Origin of the sequence: Kribbella qitaiheensis (assembly GCF_042657745.1) — a bacterium.
Taxonomy (GTDB): Bacteria; Actinomycetota; Actinomycetes; order Propionibacteriales; family Kribbellaceae; genus Kribbella; species Kribbella qitaiheensis.
This window is the reverse complement of the sequence record NZ_JBHSKE010000022.1, coordinates 43,476-63,035: the sequence shown is the minus strand read 5'-3', so window position 1 is coordinate 63,035 and position 19,560 is coordinate 43,476. Positions and strand designations below refer to the sequence as shown.

The window sequence follows — 19,560 nt, the reverse complement described above, 5'->3', positions numbered from 1 at the left end:
CGACCCCGACCAGAACCAGCTCTACCTGGTCGAGGAGTGAGCTCAGGCGGTGAGCTCGACGCCGGTGAGCTGCTGGCAGGCTTTGAGGAAGTCGGTTTGGAGCTTGTGGTCCGCGGCGGCGCGGTCGTGGCGGTACGGGCGGAGGTGGTAGAAGTAGCCGCCCGTTGGTGGGTCTGGGGTGGTTGCCAGCCAGACCTGGGTTTCGGGGCCGTGGGACAGGTCGCCCGGCGCGCCCGCGCCGCCCATCTTGGTGGGAACCCAGCCGGGGTCGACGGCGTTCGAGGAGACGTCGGGCCAGAGACGGGCGACCGCGAAGGCCAGGATCACGTCGTAGAGCTTGGAGTCCGAGTAGGCCTGGGATCCGTTCCAGCGACGGCGTACCCACTGCAGGTCGTCGAGGGCGACCTCGCCGCCGAGGTGCATCCCCGAGCTGAGGTAGACCAGGCGGCTGGGGCGATCGATCAGCGCGGTGAGCAGGTACGGCGCGAGCACGTTGATCGCGAAGACATGCTCGAGGCCGTCCACCGTCTCGATCCGTGGCTCGCGATACCCGACCGCGACGTTGTGCACGACGACGTCGAACCGCCCGGACGCGTTCGCCTGGCCGGCCAGGTCCTCCGTCTCCGCGATGCTCGAGACGTCGCCGGTCAGCACCCCGCTCGCACCGGGGAGGGCGGTCCGGGCATCGCTGGCTCGGGACTCGTTGCGGGCATGTAGGACGACCTCGTGGCCCTCTTCCAGTAGCCGTTCGGCCACCATCAGACCCAGACCGTCGGCGGAACCGGTGATCAGAATGCGCGACACGTCGTCGCTCCTTTCGCTGTACGCCCTCCACTCTGCGCGGTCGGGCGGCCTGCGTCCAAGACCCGCTTCAGGCGCTGTCATACCCTGGGGGTATCAGGGAGGTGGCGTGGACATCGATCTGCGGAAGGTCCGGTACTTCGTCGCCGTGGCCGAGGAGTTGCACTTCGGGCGCGCGGCTGAGCGGTTGCACATCGCCCAGCCGGTGTTGTCGCGGCAGATCCGGGCCCTGGAGGACGAGCTCAAGGTCCAGTTGTTCGTGCGGACCAAGCGGGCCACCGAGCTGACCGGGGCCGGGCGTCAATTGCTCGAGGACGCGCGTCCGTTGCTCGCCTCGGCGGAAGCGGCGAGACGGCGGGTGGTGCGAGCGGCGCGCGGCGCGAAGACGTTCACCATCGGTTTCATGCCCGGGATCACCGTCACGGCGGCGGTGCGGGCGTTCACCGCCGAGCATCCCGGGCTGACGATCGAACTACTCCGGACCACTTGGGACGACCAGGTCGAGGTGCTGCACGACGGAAGGGCCGACGTGAGCATCGTGCGGCTGCCGATCGACCAGCAGGGCCTGACCGTCCGCCCGCTGTTCGACGAACCCCGGCTGGCGATGCTGCCGGCGGACCACCGGCTGGCAGGCAAACCGTCGATCGAGATCAGCGATCTCGCCGACGAGCACCTGCTGCAGCATCCGGACGCCGTACCGGAGTGGCGGGACATCGCGAGCGAGCTGCGCGACGGCCGACCCCGCCCCGTGCCGACCCTTCACAATGTCGAGGAGAAGCTCGAATACGTTGCTGCAGGCAACGGTATCTCGATCCTCCCGCTGTCCACGGCGAGCTTCTACACCCGCCCGGACGTGGTCAGCGTTCCCGTCGACGACCTCGGCCCGAACCACGTCTGCCTGGCCTGGACCGCCACTCGCCGGTCCAAGGTCGTCCACGACTTCGCCGACATCGCGGTCAGGGTGCTGAACGGTTAGCCCGTCCAGGCCGAGGATCTCCCGAGCAGGGCGATGATGTGGTCGAAGGTCTCTGCCGTGCTGACCGAGAGGCCGGGTTGGAACGCCGCGCCCGGTGCTGTGCGGTTGGCGCCGTCGGGTACGGCTTCGGCGATCGGCAGTGCGGCGGCCAGGACGTCGTCCTCGAAGGACACCGGTACGTCGATCGCGCGGGCCACGTCCCAGCTGTGCACCACGTAGTCGATGAAGTGGAAGCTGACCCCGGTCTCGGCGGGCAGCGTCACGCCGCCGCGGATCTCGGGTAGCCAGAACTGTCGCTCGTACAGGTCGTCCGCAGCGAAGGCCGACACCACCCGCTCTGCCGACGCCGCGTACTCCTTCGCAGGGTCCTCCACGACCGGCCGGTCCGCCCAGACGGAGCGGTCGCTCGTCTCGCCGTCCGCCACCGCGGCGAACCCGTGGTTCTGGCCGATCATGTGAGCCAGCAGTTGTCCGAGGTCCCACTCCGAGCAGGGCGTGCGCAGGTCGAGCTGATCCGGCCGGACCCGGGCGACCACTGAGGTCGAGACGTCCATCACCCGGCGATGCAGCTCACGCAGATCGTTCATGCCCGCCACGCTAACCGCCGGGCCCGACAGTTTTCGCGGTCGCATGACCCCCGGGACCCGGCACCATCAGGGAATGGCGAGGTCTGGGGTGAGAACGACTGTCGCTGTGCTGCTGCTCGCACTGGCCGGATGCTCGTCCGGGACGGACACCGCGATGCCGCCCAACGGGTCTCCTATCGACCTGAAGCTGCCCGATCCCGCCACCACGCCGCTCGATCCGGCCAAGGCGTCCGCGCTGCAGGCGGTGCTGGACAAGGTGGTCAGCCAGGGTGCCGCGACGCCGGACAGCGAATCCGCCTCCCGGGGAGTCACGGCCGCCCTGGTGAGTGACCAGTGGACCTGGCAGGGCGCCGCCGGTAAGGACGCCGCCGGGACGACGCTGACCCCGCGGACGAGCATGGGGGTCGCCAGCATCACGAAGACCTTCGTCGCCGCGGAGGTGCTCCTGCTCGCCAAGGCCGGGAAGATCGACCTCGACGTCGCGCTCTCGACGTACGTGAAGCACAAGCTGACGGCGAACAACGCGACCGTGCGGCAACACCTCGCCATGCGGTCCGGAGTACCGAACTATCTGCCCGACGACTATGCCAGGATGGACAAGGCGATCGCGGCGGCGCCGGGGAAGCACTGGACGGCGGAGCAGGTGCTGTCCTACGACACGGCCGAGCCTACGCAGGCAGACAGCCCGTACAACTACAGCAATCCCAGTTATGTGCTGATCGAGAAGATGACCGGCAAGCCGCTGGCGACCGTACTGCGCCGCGACCTCGCCAAGCCGTCCGGGCTAGAGCGGGCCGCCTTCCAGGACGGGGAGAAGCCACAGCCGCCGCTGGCCGAGGACCGCAATCCGGTGTGCGGCAAGGCTGTCGACGGGTTCACTCCCTGCCGCGATCGCCAGCCTGTCCGCGGCGAACGCGGGCCTGGCGGCGGATGCGCCGACGGTCGCTCGCTGGGGCTACGAGCTGTACGGGCAACGGGTGCTGCCGGCCGAGCTGGTCAAGCAGATGACCGGGGGCGAGGGGGAGTACGGGTTGGGGACGATGCTGTTCTCGCAGGCGTTCGGCCTGGGGACGGCGTACGGTCATCGCGGCGAGCTGCCCGACTACTCCAGCATCATGGTCGCCGTGCCGGAGAAGAAGGTTGCCGTCGCCGTTCTGCTTGCCAACGGCAACAAGAACTCGGACACGGTGGTCGCCGAACTCCTCGCCGCGGTCCAGCCGCTGCTAGGCGGCTAGCGCCTCGAGCACCCCTTCGCCGTACTTGGCGAGCTTGTTCTCGCCGACGCCGCTGATCTTGCCGAGCTCGGAGAGCGTGTCGGGCAGATCTGTAGCGATCTGCCGCAGCGTCGCGTCGTGGAAGATCACGTACGCCGGGACGCCCTGCTCCTTGGCGACGGCGGCCCGCCAGGTGCGCAGGCGCTCGAACACCTGGGTGGCCTCGGGGGAGAGGTCCACCGCGGCCTTCTTCTTGCCGCCACTGCTGGACCGGGAAGACCTCAGCGCACGCTCGGGCTCACGGCGCATCATCACCTCGCGGCGTCTCCCGAGCACCTCGGAGCTGGCCTCGGTGAGCAACAGCGTGCCGTAGTCGCCTTCCACCGTCAGCAATCCCTGCGCGAGCAACTGGCGGACCACGCCACGCCACTCGGTGTCCTTCAACTCGGTGCCGATCCCGAAGACCGAGAGTTCGTCGTGCCGGAACTGGGTCACCTTCGGCGTCGTCTTGCCGAGCAGGATGTCGATCACCTGGCCGGCGCCGAACTTTTGATTGCGTTCGTGCTGCAGCCGATAGACGGCCGAGAGCAGCTTCTGCGCCGGGATCGTGCCGTCCCAGGACTCCGGCGGGATCAGGCAGGTGTCGCAGTTGCCGCAGGGCTCGCCCTTCTGGCCGAAGTACGCCAGGAGTTGCTCGCGACGGCACTGCACGGTCTCGCAGAGCGCAAGCATTGCGTCGAGGTGGGTGCCGAGCCGCCGGCGGTGCGCGGCGTCGCCCTCGGACGTGTCGATCATCTTGCGCTGCTGCACGACGTCCTGCAGGCCGTACGCCAGCCAGGCGGTCGACGGCAGCCCGTCACGTCCCGCCCGTCCGGTCTCCTGGTAGTAGCCCTCCACTGATTTCGGCAGGTCCAGGTGCGCGACGAACCGTACGTCGGGCTTGTCGATGCCCATGCCGAACGCGATCGTCGCCACGACCACCAGCCCGTCCTCACGGAGGAAGCGGGACTGGTTCTGCTGACGGGTCCGGCTGTCCAGACCGGCGTGATACGGCACGGCCTCGATCCCGTTCTGGGTCAGGAAGACCGCGGTCTTCTCGACGCTGTTGCGGGACAGGCAGTAGACGATGCCGGCGTCGCCCGCGTGCTCGGTGCGCAGCAGGTCGAGCAACTGCCGCTGCGGGTTGTCCTTCGAGACGATCCGGTACTGGATGTTCGGCCGGTCGAAGCTGGCGACGAAGTGCTTGGCGTCGGTCAGGTTCAGCCGGGTCGCGATCTCCTTGTGCGTCGCCTCGGTCGCGGTCGCCGTCAGCGCGATCCGCGGTACGTCGGGCCAGCGCTCGTGCAACTCCGAGAGCATCAGGTAGTCGGGCCGGAAGTCGTGACCCCACTGGGAGACGCAGTGCGCCTCGTCGATCGCGAACAACGAGATCTTGCCCTGGTCGAGCAACCGCGTGGTCGACTCGACCCGGAGCCGCTCGGGGGCCAGGTAGAGCAGGTCGAGCTCGCCGGACAGGAAGGCCTGCTCGACCTCGCGGCGCTGCTCGTAGTCCTGGGTGGAGTTGAGGAATCCGGCGCGCACACCGAGCGCTCGCAGCGCGTCCACCTGGTCCTGCATCAGGGCGATCAACGGCGAGATCACCACGCCGACGCCGGGCCGGACGAGGGCAGGGATCTGGTAGCACAAGGACTTGCCGCCGCCGGTCGGCATCAGCACCAGGGCGTCACCGCCGCCGACGACGGTCTCGATGATGTCCCGCTGCTCACCACGGAACGAGGCATACCCGAACACCCGGTGGAGGACCTCCAGGGCCTCGCTCGCGGTGTCGTCCAGTGGCTGGCTCGTCTCGGTCACCCGGCGATTCTACGGAGATTGCCCAGTCACTGCTGCGCCCCTGTGGATGACGCGCCGATCTCGCCGCGATACGTGCCGATGCTCCACACGTTGCCCTCCGGATCCGTGACGCTGAACCCGCGCGAGCCGTAGTCCTCCTCGCGCATCTCCCGGACCACGGTCGCGCCCGCGGCCATCGCCTTCGGGAACAACGCGTCGGGGTCGTCGTGCACCAGATACACCGCGGACTTCTGGTCGGCGAACGCGTCGAACTCGTTCGGCTCGGCGTTGCGGTCGACCGAGCTGACCATCACCCCACCACCGACCGGCCAGGCCAGCTCGGCATGAGCGATCGACCCTTCGGCGACCCCGGCGTACGAGGCGACCAGGGTGAAGCCCAGCCCTTCGGTGAGGAACTTCAGCGCGGCCTGACCGTCGCGGTAGATCAACGTCGGCCAGACGCCGATCGCAGTTCCTTGCTGCGCTTGTTTCTGGGTCTCGTTCACGGTTGCGTTCATACCTCCGACTCTGGCAGCGGATCCTCGTTCCTGTCTTGGACGAATGGGAGTTCCTCGGTCATCCACTGCCGCGGCGAGCACCCGGCGATCGAGTGCCACTCGCGCGTCAGGTGTGCCTGGTCGGCATACCCGAGGTCCGCCGCGAGATCCGCCAGCCTGGTCGTGGGTCGCTGCTTCAGCCGGTTGACGGCCTGCTCGAATCGCATCACCCGCGCAGTGACCTTCGGCGCCAACCCGTACTCCGCGCGGAACCGCTCGGTGAGATGCCGCCGGCTCCACCCGACCTCCGTCGCCAACTCCTGTACTCCGACGCCGCCCGCCGTCTCGCACAACCGTCGCCAGGCCCAGCTGAGCTCGGCCCTCGGCTCGGGCACAGGCTCGTCGCGCCAGTTCTCCAGCAGCAGCCGTTCGACCAGGTCGAACCGTTGCTCCCAACTCGTCTTCGCGCGCAGTTGCTCGGAGAGCTCCCGCGCGGGCCGGCCGAGCACGTCGTCGAGGTTGATCACGATCGAGGCCAGCTCACCCGGTGGGATACCGAGCAGGACCCGCGAACCGGCCGGCGTCAGGGCGAGCTGGATGCCAGACACGTTGGGGGACTCGCCGATCCGCACGGCCGTCGAGTGCAGCCCGCCGACGAGAGTGTCGAACTTGTCCACCGGCGCACCGGGCCAGGCCACCCCGACCGGCTCGTCCAGGCTGATCACGATCGTCAGATACTGCGAGGGGAGTCCCCGGTGCACCTCCGGCGGCTCGTCGACGTACGCATAGCCGATCAGGGCGCCCAGGTACGGCCGCAGCGCCGGCACGGCCGCGCGGGCGTGGAACTCGAACCCGGACTCCATCTGCTCAGGCTAGATCCCCTCGCCGACAGAATCAGACCAAGCGGCGGCAGCCGGTTGGGTGGCGACCGCGATGCGGGACCGGAGTACCGGTATCTGGACGCGAGGTGGCACCATGCAAGCTGGGCGGAAGCCGCCGCACCGGATCAACCTGGAGAGATCGTCGTGCCTGAACTGAGGTCCCGCACTGTCACCCACGGCCGCAACATGGCGGGCGCCCGCGCCCTCATGCAGGCCTCCGGCGTCGCCAGAGAGGACTTCGGCAAGCCGATCATCGCCGTGGCGAACAGCTTCACCGAGTTCGTCCCCGGGCACACGCACCTGCAGCCGGTCGGCCGGATCGTCTCCGAGGCGATCCACGCGGCCGGCGGGATCGCGCGCGAGTTCAACACCATCGCGGTCGACGACGGCATCGCGATGGGTCACGGCGGGATGCTCTACAGCCTGCCGTCGCGGGACCTGATCGCCGACTCGGTCGAGTACATGGTCGAGGCGCACTGCGCCGACGCGCTGATCTGCATCTCCAACTGCGACAAGATCACCCCGGGCATGCTGATGGCCGCGCTGCGGCTGAACATCCCGACCGTGTTCGTCTCCGGCGGCCCGATGGAGGCAGGCCGGGCCACCCTCGTCGACGGCACCGTGCGCAAGCTCGACCTGATCGACGCGATGTCGGAGGCCGTGAACGAGAACGTCTCCGACGCCGACATCCTGCGGATCGAGGAGAACGCGTGCCCGACCTGCGGCTCCTGCTCCGGCATGTTCACCGCCAACTCGATGAACTGCCTGACCGAGGCGATCGGCCTGTCGCTGCCGGGCAACGGGTCCGTGCTCGCCACCCACACCGCCCGCAAGGCGCTGTACGAGAACGCCGGCCGGACCGTCGTCGAGATCACCAAGCGGTACTACGAGCAGGACGACGCCACCGTGCTGCCCCGGACGGTTGCCTCGCGCGCCGCCTTCGAGAACGCGATGGCGCTCGACATCGCGATGGGCGGTTCGACCAACACGATCCTGCACCTGCTCGCCGCGGCCCAGGAGGCCGAGGTCGACTTCGACCTGGACGACATCAACGACGTGTCCCGCCGGGTGCCCTGCCTGGCAAAGGTCGCACCGAACGTGGCACCGGGCGGCACCTACTACATGGAGGATGTGCACCGTGCCGGCGGCATCCCCGCCATCCTGGGCGAGCTGTACCGGGGCGGGCTGCTGAACGAGGACATTCACACGGTCCACAGCGCCTCGATCGACGAGTGGCTGAAGAACTGGGACCTGCGCGGCGGTTCGCCTTCGGCAGAGGCCGTCGAGCTTTGGCACGCGGCGCCCGGCTGTAAGCGATCGGCGACGGCCTTCTCGCAGTCCGAGCGCTGGGACACCCTCGATACGGATGCTGCCGGCGGCTGCATCCGCGACCGCGAGCACGCGTACTCGGTCGACGGCGGTCTCGCGGTCCTCAAGGGCAATCTGGCGATCGACGGTTGCGTGGTGAAGACGGCGGGCGTGGACGAGTCGATCTGGACCTTCGAGGGGCCGGCGGTCGTCTGCGAGTCGCAGGAAGAGGCGGTCGAGAAGATCCTCGCCAAGGCGGTCAAGCCCGGCGACGTGGTGGTGATCCGCTACGAAGGTCCCAAGGGCGGCCCGGGCATGCAGGAGATGCTCTACCCGACGTCGTTCCTGAAGGGCCGCGGCCTGGGCAAGGTGTGCGCGCTCGTCACCGACGGCCGCTTCTCCGGCGGTACTTCGGGGCTGTCGATCGGCCACGCCTCCCCGGAGGCGGCCTCGGGCGGCACGATCGCCCTGGTCCAGGACGGCGACCAGATCCGCATCGACATCCCGAACCGCTCGATCGACCTGCTCGTCCCCGACGAGGAACTCGACGCCCGGCGCGAGGCCCTGAACGGCGTCTACGCGCCGAAGGTCCGCGACCGCAAGGTCTCCGCCGCCCTCCGCGCCTACGCCGCGATGGCCACCAGCGCCGACAAGGGCGCAGTACGAGACGTCACCAAACTCGGCTGAGGTACTCGAGCACCAGAGGCGCGCGATCCCCATCGTCTTCGCGGCGACTGGGTGGTGCGGTCGGGTTTGCCGCTGGGTGACCTTGTGCACGAGGTGAGCAGTCGCATGCCCGGGCGCTGCTCAGGTGGTGCACAAGCTGACCGCTGCTGCTGGCGCTCGGTGGCTGTGTGGTTGGCGCGCGGTGGGCCAGCGCGGGTGCCGGGCGTGTGGCGTGCCGAGGGCAGTGCCGGTGCGAGGGTGCCGGGGCGGAGCGGGGTGCCAGGCGGGGGTGGGGAGATCAGGGGCTTAGATCGAACGCGCGGGTTATTCCTTCGGTCAGGAGGTGTTCCTGGTCGGGGGAGGAGATAACCGGACAGGCGGCTTACCTCCTCGGGGAGGGGTTCGCCCACTGGCAGAGCAAGGGGCGAACCCCCGCAAGAGGAGCGAACCCCGCTGAAGCCCAACCCGCCCACGCCGGACAGCGCCCACCCGGCACACCACCCGACCTGCCCACCCCAACCCAGCACGAACCCCCGAACAGGCGGCTTACCTCCTCGGGGAGGGGTTCGCCCACTGGCAGAGCAAGGGGCGAACCCCCGCAAGAGGGGCGAACCCCCGCAAGAGGAGCTAACCCCCGCAAGAGGAGCTAACCCGCGCAAGAGGGGCGAACCCGCGCAAGCGGGGCGATCCCCCGTAAGAGGGGCGAACCCCCGCTAGAGGAACTAACCTCCGCTGGAGCCCTGGCCCGGTCCACCCGCGCTCGCACGACCCCGATGTACAGCTTGCGCTCCGCGGCCACGCGAACACCCGACGCGCCGAGGCCGCATGAAACTGCTCCGCCCTCCGACGGCGCTCGGTTAGCGGAGGGGGTCCAGGTCGAAGGCGAGGGTTATGGATTCGGTGAGGAGGAGCTCCTGGTCGGGGAGGAGGTAGCCGATCAGGCGGCCGAGCTGGAGCTTGGGGATGGTCTGGATGTTGTCGCAGCTGATCGCGCTCGGGTGGTCGAGGCCGTTCTGGGTGCCGACCAGTACTTCGGTCGACAGGCCGCGGATCGTGCTGGTGATCGGGGCGACGGTGACGTTCTTCAGCCGCGGCCGGATCAGCTCGCGGGTCAGGACCACCACGGGCCGGGGCTTGTCCAGCCGGGCGACGTGCAGCGGCCGCATCAGTCGAGGTCGGACAGCGCAGTACCGCCGGCGTAGCTCGCGAGTCCGTCGAGGTCGGACGGCTCGCCGTACTCGGCCAGAATCGCGGCGTCCCGGGCAGCCAGTTCCCGGCGGCGCTCGCGCTCCATCGCCCGGGCCACCACGGAGGCCCGGCTGGATGCCTTGTTGTCGTCGACGAGCCGGTCCATGAACTCGACCAGCTCGTCCGGCAACCGCACAGTGATCTGCTTACTCATACCAGAACCATACCGCTCTGGGATTCACTTCACCACCAGTCGGCGGAGCGGACCGGTCGAGCGGGTCAGTTCGGTGACATGTCGGACCAGGGGAGGTCGGTGGCGGGGAGGGAGGGGAGGGCGGTGATAGCGGAGAGCTCGGTGTCCAGGAGGCCGACGAGCTGGGCCAGGCGGGTGGTGGTGTCGGTGGCCTCGAGGAGCTTCTGGCGGTCGGGGGTGACGAGCGTCATCGCGGCCGACATCAGGTACGAGAGGGTGGTCGGGTCGTCCGGCAGTGACTCGATGTGCAGGCCGGGCTGGGAGATCTCGGTGACCGCCGCGGCGTAGCGACGGAAGCGCTGGACCGCCACGGTCGCAGTACCGAGGGGGTCGTCGCCGGGTTCCTCGTCGAGAAACTCGACGTCGGCGACCAGGTAGTCGCCGCCGCTGTCGAGTTCGGCGACCTTGAAGCGGCGGTTGCCGGTCAGGGTGACCTCGACCGGGCCGTCGTCGCCCGGGTCCAGGGAGATCTCGGAGATGGTCGCGGCGCAGCCGGTGCCGTAGAGCGAGCGGAACACCCGGTCGCCGAGCTCGTAGCCGTCCCGGACCGCCACCGCTCCACAGACGAGTTCCCCGCCGTTCTCGACCAGGTCGCGGATCACCGACCGCCCCTGGACGTCGGTGACGGGGATCGGGAGCACCAGCCCTGGGAAGATCACTGTCTCGACAGTGAGGAGCGGCAGGCGGGAGTCCATGCCGTCGAGCCTAATGGCAACCGCCACCGGTCACCGTCCGTGCAGCAGACGGCGCGCGGGGACCGGGGGAGGCGACCACTAGACTGAGCCCCATGATTCGCCGCGTCGACCTGCGGGGCCGAGTGGCAGCCGGAGAGGTGCTCAACCTCCAAGCCCTGGTCCCCCGAGCCGTATTCGACGTCGAGGCAGCTCTCGACGTCGCCCGACCCATCTGCCTGGACGTCCGTCATCGGGGCCTCGAGGCGATCAGGGAGTACGGCGAGAAGTTCGACCATGTTCGGGTGGAGGACCTGAGGGTCCCGGCCGAGGCGCTGAAGACCGCGCTGGAGGAGCTCGACCCCGGGGTGCGCAGCGCGTTCGAGGAGTCGATCCGGCGGGTGCGCGAGGTCAGCGAGGACGAGCGCGGCGCGGACGTCGAGTCCCAGCCCGCTCCGGGTGGCCGGGTGACCCAGCGGCTGGTCCCGGTGCAGCGCGTCGGGCTGTACGTCCCAGGCGGCCGCGCGCCGCTCGCGTCCAGCGTGGTGATGAACGTCGTACCGGCCCAGGTCGCGGGAGTTCCGTCACTGGCTGTGGCGTCGCCGCCCCAGAAGGATTTCGGGGGACTGCCGCACCCGACGGTGCTCGCGGTCTGCGCGATGCTCGGCATCGACGAGGTCTACGCGATGGGCGGCGCCCAGGCGATCGCTGGGTTCGCGTACGGCTTCGAGGGCTGCCGCAAGGTCAACCTGATCACCGGTCCGGGCAACATCTACGTCGTCGCGGCCAAGCGGTTCCTGCTGGGCGAGGTCGGCATCGACTCCGAGGCCGGCCCGACCGAGATCGCCGTGCTCGCCGACGACAGCGCGAACGCCGCGCACGTCGCCGCGGACCTGATCAGCCAGGCCGAGCACGACCCGATGGCGGCCAGCGTGCTCGTCACCCCCAGCGAGACCCTTGCGGCCGAAGTGGAGGCCGAGCTCGGCGTGCAGGTCGCGCAGACGAAACACCGGGAGCGGGTGGAGGAAGCCCTCGCCGGGCAGCAGTCGGCCGTAGTACTGGTCGACGACCTGGAGCAGGGCACTGCGGTGGTGGACGCGTATGCGGCCGAGCACCTCGAGATCCAGACGGTTGACGCCGAAGAGCGGGCCGGGCTGATCAACAACGCGGGCGCGATCTTCGTCGGCGGCTGGTCGCCGGTGTCGCTGGGCGACTACTGCGCGGGGTCGAACCACGTGCTGCCCACGGCCGGCTGCGCGTGCCACTCGTCCGGCCTGTCCGTACGCAGCTTCCTGAAGGCGATGCACGTCGTGAACTACTCGCGCGAGGCGCTGGAGCAGGTTGCCGGCCACGTCGTCACTCTCGCGCACGCCGAGGACCTGCCCGCCCACGGCTCGGCCGTGTCCGTTCGCTTCAAGGCAGCGCGTCCCAAGGAAGGCGACTGATGGGCCGCTTCGACGGGCTGCCGCTGCGCGACGAGCTGAAGAGCTTCGAGCCGTACGGCGCGCCGCAACTGGACGTTCCCGTCCTGCTCAACGTCAACGAGAACCCGTACCCGCCGAGCGAGGCGACCGTCGCGGACATCACCGCGTCCGTGGCCGAAGCGGCACGCGGGCTGAACCGGTACCCGGACCGCGAGTTCCTCGACCTGCGGGCCGACCTCGCGGCGTACCTGGGTCGCGAGTCGGGGGCACAGCTCACCGCTGAGCAGGTGTGGGCCGCCAACGGGTCCAACGAGGTGATGCTGCACCTGCTGCAGGCCCTCGGTGGTCCGGGCCGTACTGCGCTGTCGTTCGCGCCGACGTACTCGATGTACCCGGAGTACGCGCGGGACACGAACACGGCCTGGGTCACCGGTCGCCGGTCCGAGGACTTCACCCTCGACCAGAGCAAGGCGCTCGCCGCGATCTCCCGGCACCGGCCGTCCGTAGTACTGCTGGCGTCGCCGAACAACCCCACCGGTACTGCGCTGCCGATCCAGCTGGTCGAGGCAGTCGCCGCCCGGACCTCCGCGATGGGGGCGGTCCTGGTGGTGGATGAGGCGTACGCGGAGTTCCGCCGCGCCGGTACGCCGAGCGCGGTCACGTTGTTGCCGTCGTACCCCAACCTGGCGGTGGCACGGACGACCTCGAAGGCGTTCGCGCTGGCCGGAGCCCGGGTCGGTTATCTTGCCGCCAGCAAGCAACTCGTGGACGCGCTGCGGATCGTCCGGCTGCCGTACCACCTGTCGGCCGTGACGCAGGCGGTCGCGCGGGCGGCGCTGCGGCACGCCGACGAGCTGCTCGGCCGGGTCGAGCAGCTCCGCATCGAGCGCGACGAGACGGTGGACTGGCTGCGGGCGCAGGGCCTGCGGGCGGTCGACTCCGACGCGAACTTCGTGCTGTTCGGCACCTTCGCCGACCGGCACGCGGTCTGGCAGTCGCTGCTGGACGACGGCGTGCTGATCCGCGAGACCGGACCGGCCGGCTGGCTGCGGGTGTCGATCGGCACCGGCGCCGAGATGGCGGCGTTCCGCGCCTCGCTGGAAAGAGTTCTGAAGACAGACGTGGGAAGGCAGACATGAGCAGGACAGGCCGGATCGATCGCGAGACCAGCGAGTCCAAGGTGCTGGTCGAGCTCGACCTGGACGGCACCGGGCGGGCGGACATCTCCACGGGGGTCGGCTTCTACGACCACATGCTCAACGCGCTGGCCAAGCACGCGCTGCTCGACCTGCACGTGAACACGGTCGGCGACCTGGAGATCGACGCGCACCACACCGTCGAGGACACCGCGATCGGCATCGGCCAGGCTTTGAAGGAAGCGCTGGGAGACAAGCGCGGGATCAGGCGGTTCGGCGACGCGACCGTGCCCTTGGACGAGGCGCTCGTGCACTGCACGGTCGACCTGTCCGGCCGGCCGTACTGCGTGCACACCGGTGAGCCCGACGGCCAGGTCTACGCGATCATCGGCGGCGACTACGCCGGTTCGCTGACCCAGCACGTCTTCGAGACGCTCGCGTTCAACGCCGCGATCTGCATCCACATCCGGGTGCTGTCCGGCCGCGACCCGCACCACATCGTCGAGGCCCAGTTCAAGGCCTTCGCGCGGGCGCTCCGGGCCGCGGCCGAGCTCGACCCGCGGCAGCCGGGCATACCCTCCACCAAGGGCGCCCTGTGAGCAAGAAGGTCGTCCTGCTCGACTACGGCTCGGGCAACATCCGCTCCGGCGAGCGTGCGTTGCAGCGGGTCGGTGCGGACGTCACCGTCACCGCGGACTTCCAACAGGCGTTGGACGCGGACGGCCTGCTGGTCCCCGGCGTCGGCGCCTTCGAAGCCTGTATGACGGGCCTGCGCGCAGTGCGCGGTGACGTCCTGGTGGATCGCCGGCTGACCCGCGGGCGGCCCGTGCTCGGCATTTGCGTCGGTATGCAGATCCTCTTCGGCAAGGGCATCGAGCACGGCGTCGAGACCGAGGGCTGCGACCAGTGGCCCGGCGTGGTGGAGCGGCTCCAGCCGAACGGTGCGGAGCCGGTTCCGCACATGGGCTGGAACACGGTCGGCGTGCCGTCCGGCAGCAAGCTGTTCGAGGGCATCGACAAGGAGCGGTTCTACTTCGTCCACTCCTACGGCGTCCGCGAGTGGGAGCTCAAGGACACCCGAGCGTCGGTGGCGCCGGCGGTCACCTGGACGTCGTACGGCAGTGACCGGTTCGTGGCGGCGGTGGAGAACGGACCGCTCAGCGCCACCCAGTTCCACCCCGAGAAGTCTGGCGACGCAGGCGCTGAACTGCTGGCCAACTGGGTCCGCTCGCTCTGACAGCAGCGCGGGCGAACGGCCTGCGGCTCATGCGGAGGGGGTGAGGACGGCTCCGGGCGTCCGGGTGTGGGATGGGTTGCGGCGACAAGTCATGTCGCCGCGATCAAGGGGTGATCGGCGATGGGCGGGAGCAGCAGCACCAGAGCACGGGCGGCCAGCGACCGATGAGGTCCTGGGCAGCCGGCTTCCGCGCCCGCCAGTTCGTCCGGCAGAGCCTGTGGGTGGTGCCGCTGATCGGTGGCGTGGTCGGTGCGGTGCTGGCCGACGTCGATCTGTGGCTCGAGGGCCGGATCACCTTGCCATCGGAGTGGTCGTACTCCGACAACACCGCGAACGCCGTCTTGTCGGCCGCCGCGGCCGCGATGATCGGGCTGATCGGCTTCGTGGTCACGATCGGTGTGCTGGTCGTGCAGATGGCGACCGGCACGCTGTCGCCACGCTTCATGCGGCTGTGGTACCGGGACCGGCTGCAGAAGCTCGTCCTCGCGGCCTTCACGGCCACGTTCACCTTCGCCTTCGCCCTGCTGCGCCACGTGGAGTCCGACTCCGTGCCCGATCTGGGCATCACCCTGGTCGGGCTGGCCGTCGCTGCCGACCTGATCCTCCTGCTGCTGTACTTCGACCGGTTCGTGCACGCCCTCCGGCCGGTCGCCGTCGCGGCCGCGATGGCACAGGCCGGTCTGGCGATCGAAGTCGAGGAGGACGGCCTCACCACGGCCGCCGAGTCCGGCGATCAAACCGACCGGCGCGGTGCGCCGGACGCACGGGTGCCGGCGCCCCGGTCGGGCGCCATCCAGGCCATCGACATCGCCGGCGTCGTCCGGTTCGCGGCGGCCCGCGGCCAGGTCTGCGTCGTACCGCACACGATCGGTGACTTCGTCACCGTGGGGAGCGTGCTGATGGAGGTTCACGGGGCGGCGAGCGAGACCGACCTGCGCCGGCTGGGTGGGATGGTCTCGCTGGGCCGCGAGCGCACGATCGACCAGGACCCGGCCTTCGCCCTGCGCATTCTGGTCGACATCGCCATCCGCGCACTGTCCCCGGCGGTCAATGACCCCACCACGGCGACCCAGGTGCTCAACCACATCGACGCCCTCCTGCTCGGGATCGGGTCCTCCGACCGCGCCTTCCGGGGGACCGCCCTCGACGCCGACGGCCGGGTCCGCCTGGTCGTCCGGACCCGCGGCTGGGCGGAGTATCTCGACATCGGGGTGACCGAGATCCGCCAGTACGGCGCCGCCTCGCCGCAGATCTGCCGGCGGTTGCGCGCCATGCTCGAGGATCTGCGGGCCGGCGTCCTGCCTGAACGCCGGGCGGCCGTGCAAACTCAGCTCGAGGCCCTGGACCGGGCCACCGACGCGGCGTTCGCCGACCCGTTCGATCGGGCCCTGGCGAGGATGAGCGACCGGCAGGGCCTTGGTACCACCCGGCCCGGCGAGACGTCCGATGCCCGCCGTTGACCCGAGACTGATCCGACGGACGCGGGCGGTCCGCGCGCTGTGGCTGCGGTCCACCGCGCTCGGACTCGCGACCGCGGCCTTGATCGTCGCGCAGGCCTGGCTGCTGTCCGGTCTCCTGTCAGAGTCGTTCCAGGACGGCGCCGGCCTTGCCGAACTGCGTGGCCCGCTGCTGATTCTGCTCGGCGTCGTCCTCGCCCGTGCCCTGCTCGCCTGGTGGGCAGAACTGATCGCGCACCGGGCCGGCGCCCAGGCCAAGGCGGAGCTGCGGATGACTCTGCTACGGCACGTTGTCGACCTCGGCCCAGCCTGGCTTGCCCGGCACCGCACCGCCGAGCTCGAGGCACTGGGTACCCGCGGCCTCGATGCACTCGACGGCTACTTCACCCGCTACCTGCCCCAACTGGTACTGGCGGTCGTCATCCCGACCGCGGTCATCGCCGCGGCAGTGACGCAGGACGTCGTGGCCGCGGCGATCATCGCCGGCACGGTTCCCCTGATCCCACTGCTGATGGCCGTCGTCGGTGCCGGCGCCAAGGCCCAGGCGGCAAAGCGTCTGGTCACCCTGCAGCGTCTGGGCGGCCACTTTCTCGACAGCATCGCCGGGCTGACGACGCTCAAGGTGTTCGGGCGGGCGCGTGCCCAGGCAGCGGTGGTACGACGTGCGACGGACGACTTCCGCCGGGAGTCAGTGAGCGCGCTGCGGGTGGCCTTCCTGTCGTCCCTCGTGCTGGAGTTGCTCGCCTCGTTGTCGGTGGCGGTGGTCGCGGTGGCTGTCGGAATCAGGCTCGTCAGCGGCGATCTCGAGCTCTCGACCGGCTTGTTCGTGCTCATCCTTGCTCCCGAGGCCTACCTCCCGCTGCGCACCTTGGGCGCGAGCTTTCACGCCGGCACGGATGGTGCCGCCGCGGCGGACCAAGTGTTCACGGTGCTGGACAGTCCGCTTCCGGCCCGCCGTACCGGCGCGGGTCTCCTGTGCGACCAGGCCGTGGAGCTGCGCGTGGACGAGGTGTGCGTGAGCTATTCGGACCGGGCCGAACCCGTGCTCGACCGGGTCAGCCTGTCGGTCCGGCCGGGTGAGGTGGTGGCCTTGACCGGTCCGAGCGGATGCGGCAAGTCGACCCTGATCGCCGTACTGCTGGGCTTCGCCGCCGTCGACTCCGGGCAGGTGACTGTCTGCGGGGTGGACCTCGCCCAGCTCGATCTCGACGTCTGGCGCCGGAATGTGGCCTGGGTCCCGCAGCGGCCCTACCTGCTGGCCGCGAGCCTGGCCGATAACGTCAGGCTCGGCAGGCCGGACGCTGCTGAGGAGGACGTACTTAGGGCGGTTCACGACGCCGGGCTGGCGCAGTTGACCGACCGGCTGCCGCACGGGCTCGCGACGCCACTGGGCGAGCGCGGCGCCGGTCTGTCCGCGGGGGAGAGGCAGCGCCTCGCACTGGCCCGGGCCTTCCTGATGGATGCGCCCCTGCTCCTGCTGGACGAACCGACGGCCAACCTGGACGGGGAGACCGAGGCGTCGGTGCTAGCTGCGGTTGCCCGCCTGACCGTCGGCCGCACCGCGCTGATCGCCGCGCATCGACCGGGCCTGGTCGCGTTGGCGGACACGGAGATCCGGCTGGAACACGCGACCATGCTGGACTACCGATGATTACCGGTGTGAGGGCCCGGCTGGCTGCGGCCAGTCTCCTCGGAGCGGGTGGCGCCGCCGCCGGCCTCGGTCTCGCGGCGACCGCCGGCTGGCTGATCGCCCGCGCCTCCGAGCAACCGAACATGGCCGCGCTCGGACTCGCTGTCGTCGGAGTGAGGTTCTTCGGGATCAGTCGCGGTCTGCTCCGGTATGGCGAGCGCTTGGTCGGCCATGATGCGGCGTTCCGCGTCCTGGCCGACGTACGGATGAAGGTCTACGCCAGACTCGAGCGTCTCGCGCCCGCAGGCCTGCCAGGTTTCCGGAGCGGTGATCTGCTGGCCCGGTTCGTGGACGACGTGGATTCACTGCAGGATCTGCTGCTGCGCGTAGTCCCGCCGTACGTGGTCTTCGTCGCCTCCATCGGGTTGACGGTCGGCCTGGTCGGGACCTTGGTACCGGCTGCCGGTGTGGTTGTCCTGGTCGCCGCGCTGCTCTGCGCGACCGCAGTCCCCGTCCTCGCTCGGCAGTTGGTGAAACGATCCGAGGCGCGCCAGTCCGAGACGCGAGGGGAGCTGTCGACCGCGGTGGTCGACCTGGTCCAGGGCGCGCCCGACCTCATCGCCTACGGTGCCGCGGAAGCGCAGCTGCGCCGGGCCGAGCGAGCCGATGCCGAGTTGACCAGGGTGGCCCGGGCGGCTGCTCGCACCGCCGGGACCGGCTCGGGGCTCACCACACTGCTCGCCGGGCTGTGCGTCTGGGGTGTGCTCGCGGCCGGAATCGTTGCCGTCGACAACGGCCAGCTTCCCGGTGTCCTGCTCACGGTCGTCGTCCTCGTCTGTCTGGCTGCCTTCGAGCTGGTCTCCGGACTCCCGCAGGCCTTCGCCACCTTCGAGCGGGTACGCCGTTGCCAGGAACGGGTCGATGCCCTCCTGGCTGTCGATGACCCGGTCCGCGAGCCCACGGATCCGGTGCCGCTGCCGGCCGCGCCGTACTCGATCCGCCTCCGCGGCGTGCGCGCCCGCTACCCGTCCGGACCGCTCGCGCTGGACGGGATCGACCTGGATCTGGCTCCCGGCGAGACCGTCGCGGTGGTCGGACCCAGCGGAGCAGGCAAGTCCACGCTGGCCGCCGTCCTGGTGCGGTTCCTCGACCTCGAGTCCGGTACGGCGTCGCTGAACGGGGTCTGTCTCGGCGACCTGGAACCCGATGCCCTCCGCCGGGTGGTCGGGCTGGCCGGACAGGACGCACACGTCTTCGACCGCACGATCGGCGACAACCTCCGGCTGGCGCGGCCGGACGCGACCGATGCCGAGTTCCGGGCCGTGCTGGCGGGGGTCGGTCTGCTGGCCTGGGTCGACGGTCTGCCGAACGGCCTGGCCACCGAGGTCGGCGAGCACGGTGCCCGGCTCTCGGGCGGCCAGCGGCAGCGGCTCGTCGTCGCTCGCGCCCTGCTGGCGGACTTTCCGGTGCTGATCCTGGACGAGCCGACCGAGCACCTCGACCCTCGGGCCGCCGACGCGCTGACCGCGAACCTGCTGGCCGCTGCCTCCGGGCGCACCACATTGCTCATCACCCACCGGCTGAGCGGCCTGCAGACCGTCGACCGGATCCTGCTGCTGGAGGCCGGGCGGGTGGTGGAATCGGGCACCCACACGGATCTGGTCGCGGCCGGCGGGACGTACTCCCGGATCTGGAACAGGGAGCAAGGGCACCTCATCCGTTCTGAGTGATGCGCCGACCGCTGACCAGGGACGAGCCTGCCAGAAACGACGAGCGATTCCGACGAAGGGTGATCAGCCCG

At 69.9% G+C, this 19,560-nt stretch carries 18 protein-coding genes and 1 pseudogene; 11 read left to right on the top strand and 8 right to left on the bottom strand.

All coding sequences use genetic code 11. The features are described 5' to 3' along the window. Nucleotides 1-42: 42 nt before the first annotated feature. Nucleotides 43-804, bottom strand: a complete 762-nt coding sequence (locus ACFPJ1_RS18625) for an SDR family NAD(P)-dependent oxidoreductase (protein ID WP_380105413.1) — start codon at nucleotides 802-804, stop codon at nucleotides 43-45. Between the two features lie 106 nt (nucleotides 805-910). Between ACFPJ1_RS18625 and ACFPJ1_RS18620 the strand changes: the two genes are divergently transcribed. Next, nucleotides 911-1,777 carry a LysR family transcriptional regulator gene (locus ACFPJ1_RS18620; RefSeq protein WP_380105411.1) on the top strand — a complete coding sequence of 289 codons (867 nt, stop codon included), beginning with the start codon at nucleotides 911-913 and terminating at the stop codon, nucleotides 1,775-1,777. Here ACFPJ1_RS18620 and ACFPJ1_RS18615 read toward each other — a convergent pair. Next, a complete protein-coding gene (locus ACFPJ1_RS18615; RefSeq protein WP_380105409.1) occupies nucleotides 1,774-2,364 on the bottom strand; it encodes a TIGR03086 family metal-binding protein in 591 nt (196 codons plus the stop codon). The genes ACFPJ1_RS18620 and ACFPJ1_RS18615 overlap by 4 nt on opposite strands. Here ACFPJ1_RS18615 and ACFPJ1_RS18610 point away from each other — a divergent pair. Further along, nucleotides 2,363-3,196, top strand: a pseudogene (locus ACFPJ1_RS18610) (serine hydrolase domain-containing protein); the annotation flags it as partial. The gene ACFPJ1_RS18615 and the pseudogene ACFPJ1_RS18610 sit on opposite strands and share 2 nt — an antisense overlap. Nucleotides 3,197-3,209: 13 nt before the next feature. Then, entirely contained in the window at nucleotides 3,210-3,599 is a 390-nt protein-coding gene (locus ACFPJ1_RS18605; RefSeq protein ID WP_380105702.1) for a serine hydrolase, read from the top strand. Here ACFPJ1_RS18605 and recQ read toward each other — a convergent pair. From recQ to ACFPJ1_RS18590, 3 genes are read right to left on the bottom strand one after another with little or no spacing between them, the layout of a single operon-like run. Beyond that, nucleotides 3,588-5,432 carry a DNA helicase RecQ gene (gene recQ, locus ACFPJ1_RS18600; protein ID WP_380105407.1) on the bottom strand — a complete coding sequence of 615 codons (1,845 nt, stop codon included), beginning with the start codon at nucleotides 5,430-5,432 and terminating at the stop codon, nucleotides 3,588-3,590. The genes ACFPJ1_RS18605 and recQ overlap by 12 nt on opposite strands. Before the next feature lie 26 nt (nucleotides 5,433-5,458). Continuing rightward, entirely contained in the window at nucleotides 5,459-5,929 is a 471-nt protein-coding gene (locus ACFPJ1_RS18595) for a VOC family protein (protein ID WP_380105406.1), read from the bottom strand. Further along, nucleotides 5,926-6,771 (bottom strand): AraC family transcriptional regulator, encoded by an 846-nt coding sequence (locus ACFPJ1_RS18590; RefSeq protein ID WP_380105404.1) that lies wholly within the window; start codon nucleotides 6,769-6,771, stop codon nucleotides 5,926-5,928. Before ACFPJ1_RS18590 ends, ACFPJ1_RS18595 begins: the two co-directional genes overlap by 4 nt. A gap of 162 nt (nucleotides 6,772-6,933) precedes the next feature. On the opposite strand from ACFPJ1_RS18590, the gene ilvD reads away from it, so the two are divergent. After that, nucleotides 6,934-8,784, top strand: a complete 1,851-nt coding sequence (ilvD, locus tag ACFPJ1_RS18585; protein ID WP_380105403.1) for a dihydroxy-acid dehydratase — start codon at nucleotides 6,934-6,936, stop codon at nucleotides 8,782-8,784. An 836-nt stretch (nucleotides 8,785-9,620) separates the two neighbouring features. On the opposite strand, the gene ACFPJ1_RS18580 is transcribed toward ilvD, so the two are convergent. The 3 genes from ACFPJ1_RS18580 to ACFPJ1_RS18570 all read right to left on the bottom strand — a co-directional run bounded on the left by ACFPJ1_RS18580 (nucleotide 9,621) and on the right by ACFPJ1_RS18570 (nucleotide 10,899). Then, a complete protein-coding gene (locus tag ACFPJ1_RS18580; protein WP_380105401.1) occupies nucleotides 9,621-9,929 on the bottom strand; it encodes a type II toxin-antitoxin system PemK/MazF family toxin in 309 nt (102 codons plus the stop codon). Further along, complete coding sequence (locus ACFPJ1_RS18575) at nucleotides 9,929-10,165, bottom strand: ribbon-helix-helix domain-containing protein (protein ID WP_132285758.1); 237 nt, start codon at nucleotides 10,163-10,165, stop codon at nucleotides 9,929-9,931. Before ACFPJ1_RS18575 ends, ACFPJ1_RS18580 begins: the two co-directional genes overlap by 1 nt. A gap of 65 nt (nucleotides 10,166-10,230) precedes the next feature. Then, a complete protein-coding gene (locus ACFPJ1_RS18570) occupies nucleotides 10,231-10,899 on the bottom strand; it encodes an LON peptidase substrate-binding domain-containing protein (RefSeq protein WP_380105400.1) in 669 nt (222 codons plus the stop codon). A 92-nt stretch (nucleotides 10,900-10,991) separates the two neighbouring features. Here ACFPJ1_RS18570 and hisD point away from each other — a divergent pair, with 92 nt between their 5' ends. The 7 genes from hisD (at nucleotide 10,992) to cydC (ending at nucleotide 19,489) form a co-directional block, all read left to right on the top strand. After that, nucleotides 10,992-12,320 (top strand): histidinol dehydrogenase, encoded by a 1,329-nt coding sequence (hisD, locus tag ACFPJ1_RS18565; RefSeq protein WP_380105399.1) that lies wholly within the window; start codon nucleotides 10,992-10,994, stop codon nucleotides 12,318-12,320. Beyond that, nucleotides 12,320-13,438 (top strand): histidinol-phosphate transaminase, encoded by a 1,119-nt coding sequence (locus tag ACFPJ1_RS18560; RefSeq protein WP_380105398.1) that lies wholly within the window; start codon nucleotides 12,320-12,322, stop codon nucleotides 13,436-13,438. The genes hisD and ACFPJ1_RS18560 overlap by 1 nt, the downstream gene beginning before the upstream one ends. After that, entirely contained in the window at nucleotides 13,435-14,034 is a 600-nt protein-coding gene (gene hisB / locus ACFPJ1_RS18555; protein WP_132188042.1) for an imidazoleglycerol-phosphate dehydratase HisB, read from the top strand. Before ACFPJ1_RS18560 ends, hisB begins: the two co-directional genes overlap by 4 nt. Further along, nucleotides 14,031-14,672 (top strand): imidazole glycerol phosphate synthase subunit HisH, encoded by a 642-nt coding sequence (gene hisH / locus ACFPJ1_RS18550; RefSeq protein WP_380105396.1) that lies wholly within the window; start codon nucleotides 14,031-14,033, stop codon nucleotides 14,670-14,672. Before hisB ends, hisH begins: the two co-directional genes overlap by 4 nt. A 164-nt stretch (nucleotides 14,673-14,836) precedes the next feature. After that, the gene (locus ACFPJ1_RS18545; RefSeq protein WP_380105394.1) at nucleotides 14,837-16,132 is read left to right on the top strand and encodes a DUF2254 family protein; all 1,296 of its coding nucleotides are present in this window, start codon (nucleotides 14,837-14,839) and stop codon (nucleotides 16,130-16,132) included. Beyond that, complete coding sequence (gene cydD / locus ACFPJ1_RS18540; protein ID WP_380105392.1) at nucleotides 16,119-17,780, top strand: thiol reductant ABC exporter subunit CydD; 1,662 nt, start codon at nucleotides 16,119-16,121, stop codon at nucleotides 17,778-17,780. The genes ACFPJ1_RS18545 and cydD overlap by 14 nt, the downstream gene beginning before the upstream one ends. Then, a complete protein-coding gene (gene cydC / locus ACFPJ1_RS18535; protein ID WP_380105391.1) occupies nucleotides 17,777-19,489 on the top strand; it encodes a thiol reductant ABC exporter subunit CydC in 1,713 nt (570 codons plus the stop codon). The genes cydD and cydC overlap by 4 nt, the downstream gene beginning before the upstream one ends. Nucleotides 19,490-19,560: the final 71 nt, after the last annotated feature.

Coding starts and splice junctions, on each gene's coding strand:
- ACFPJ1_RS18595 (WP_380105406.1), bottom strand. CDS start 5,929: ATGAACGCAACCGTGAACGAGACCCAGAAACAAGCGCAGCAAGGAACT.
- ACFPJ1_RS18575 (WP_132285758.1), bottom strand. CDS start 10,165: ATGAGTAAGCAGATCACTGTGCGGTTGCCGGACGAGCTGGTCGAGTTC.
- ACFPJ1_RS18545 (WP_380105394.1), top strand. CDS start 14,837: ATGAGGTCCTGGGCAGCCGGCTTCCGCGCCCGCCAGTTCGTCCGGCAG.
- ACFPJ1_RS18615 (WP_380105409.1), bottom strand. CDS start 2,364: ATGAACGATCTGCGTGAGCTGCATCGCCGGGTGATGGACGTCTCGACC.
- ACFPJ1_RS18560 (WP_380105398.1), top strand. CDS start 12,320: ATGGGCCGCTTCGACGGGCTGCCGCTGCGCGACGAGCTGAAGAGCTTC.
- hisB (WP_132188042.1), top strand. CDS start 13,435: ATGAGCAGGACAGGCCGGATCGATCGCGAGACCAGCGAGTCCAAGGTG.
- ACFPJ1_RS18570 (WP_380105400.1), bottom strand. CDS start 10,899: ATGGACTCCCGCCTGCCGCTCCTCACTGTCGAGACAGTGATCTTCCCA.
- ACFPJ1_RS18590 (WP_380105404.1), bottom strand. CDS start 6,771: ATGGAGTCCGGGTTCGAGTTCCACGCCCGCGCGGCCGTGCCGGCGCTG.
- cydC (WP_380105391.1), top strand. CDS start 17,777: ATGATTACCGGTGTGAGGGCCCGGCTGGCTGCGGCCAGTCTCCTCGGA.
- ACFPJ1_RS18580 (WP_380105401.1), bottom strand. CDS start 9,929: ATGCGGCCGCTGCACGTCGCCCGGCTGGACAAGCCCCGGCCCGTGGTG.
- cydD (WP_380105392.1), top strand. CDS start 16,119: ATGCCCGCCGTTGACCCGAGACTGATCCGACGGACGCGGGCGGTCCGC.
- hisD (WP_380105399.1), top strand. CDS start 10,992: ATGATTCGCCGCGTCGACCTGCGGGGCCGAGTGGCAGCCGGAGAGGTG.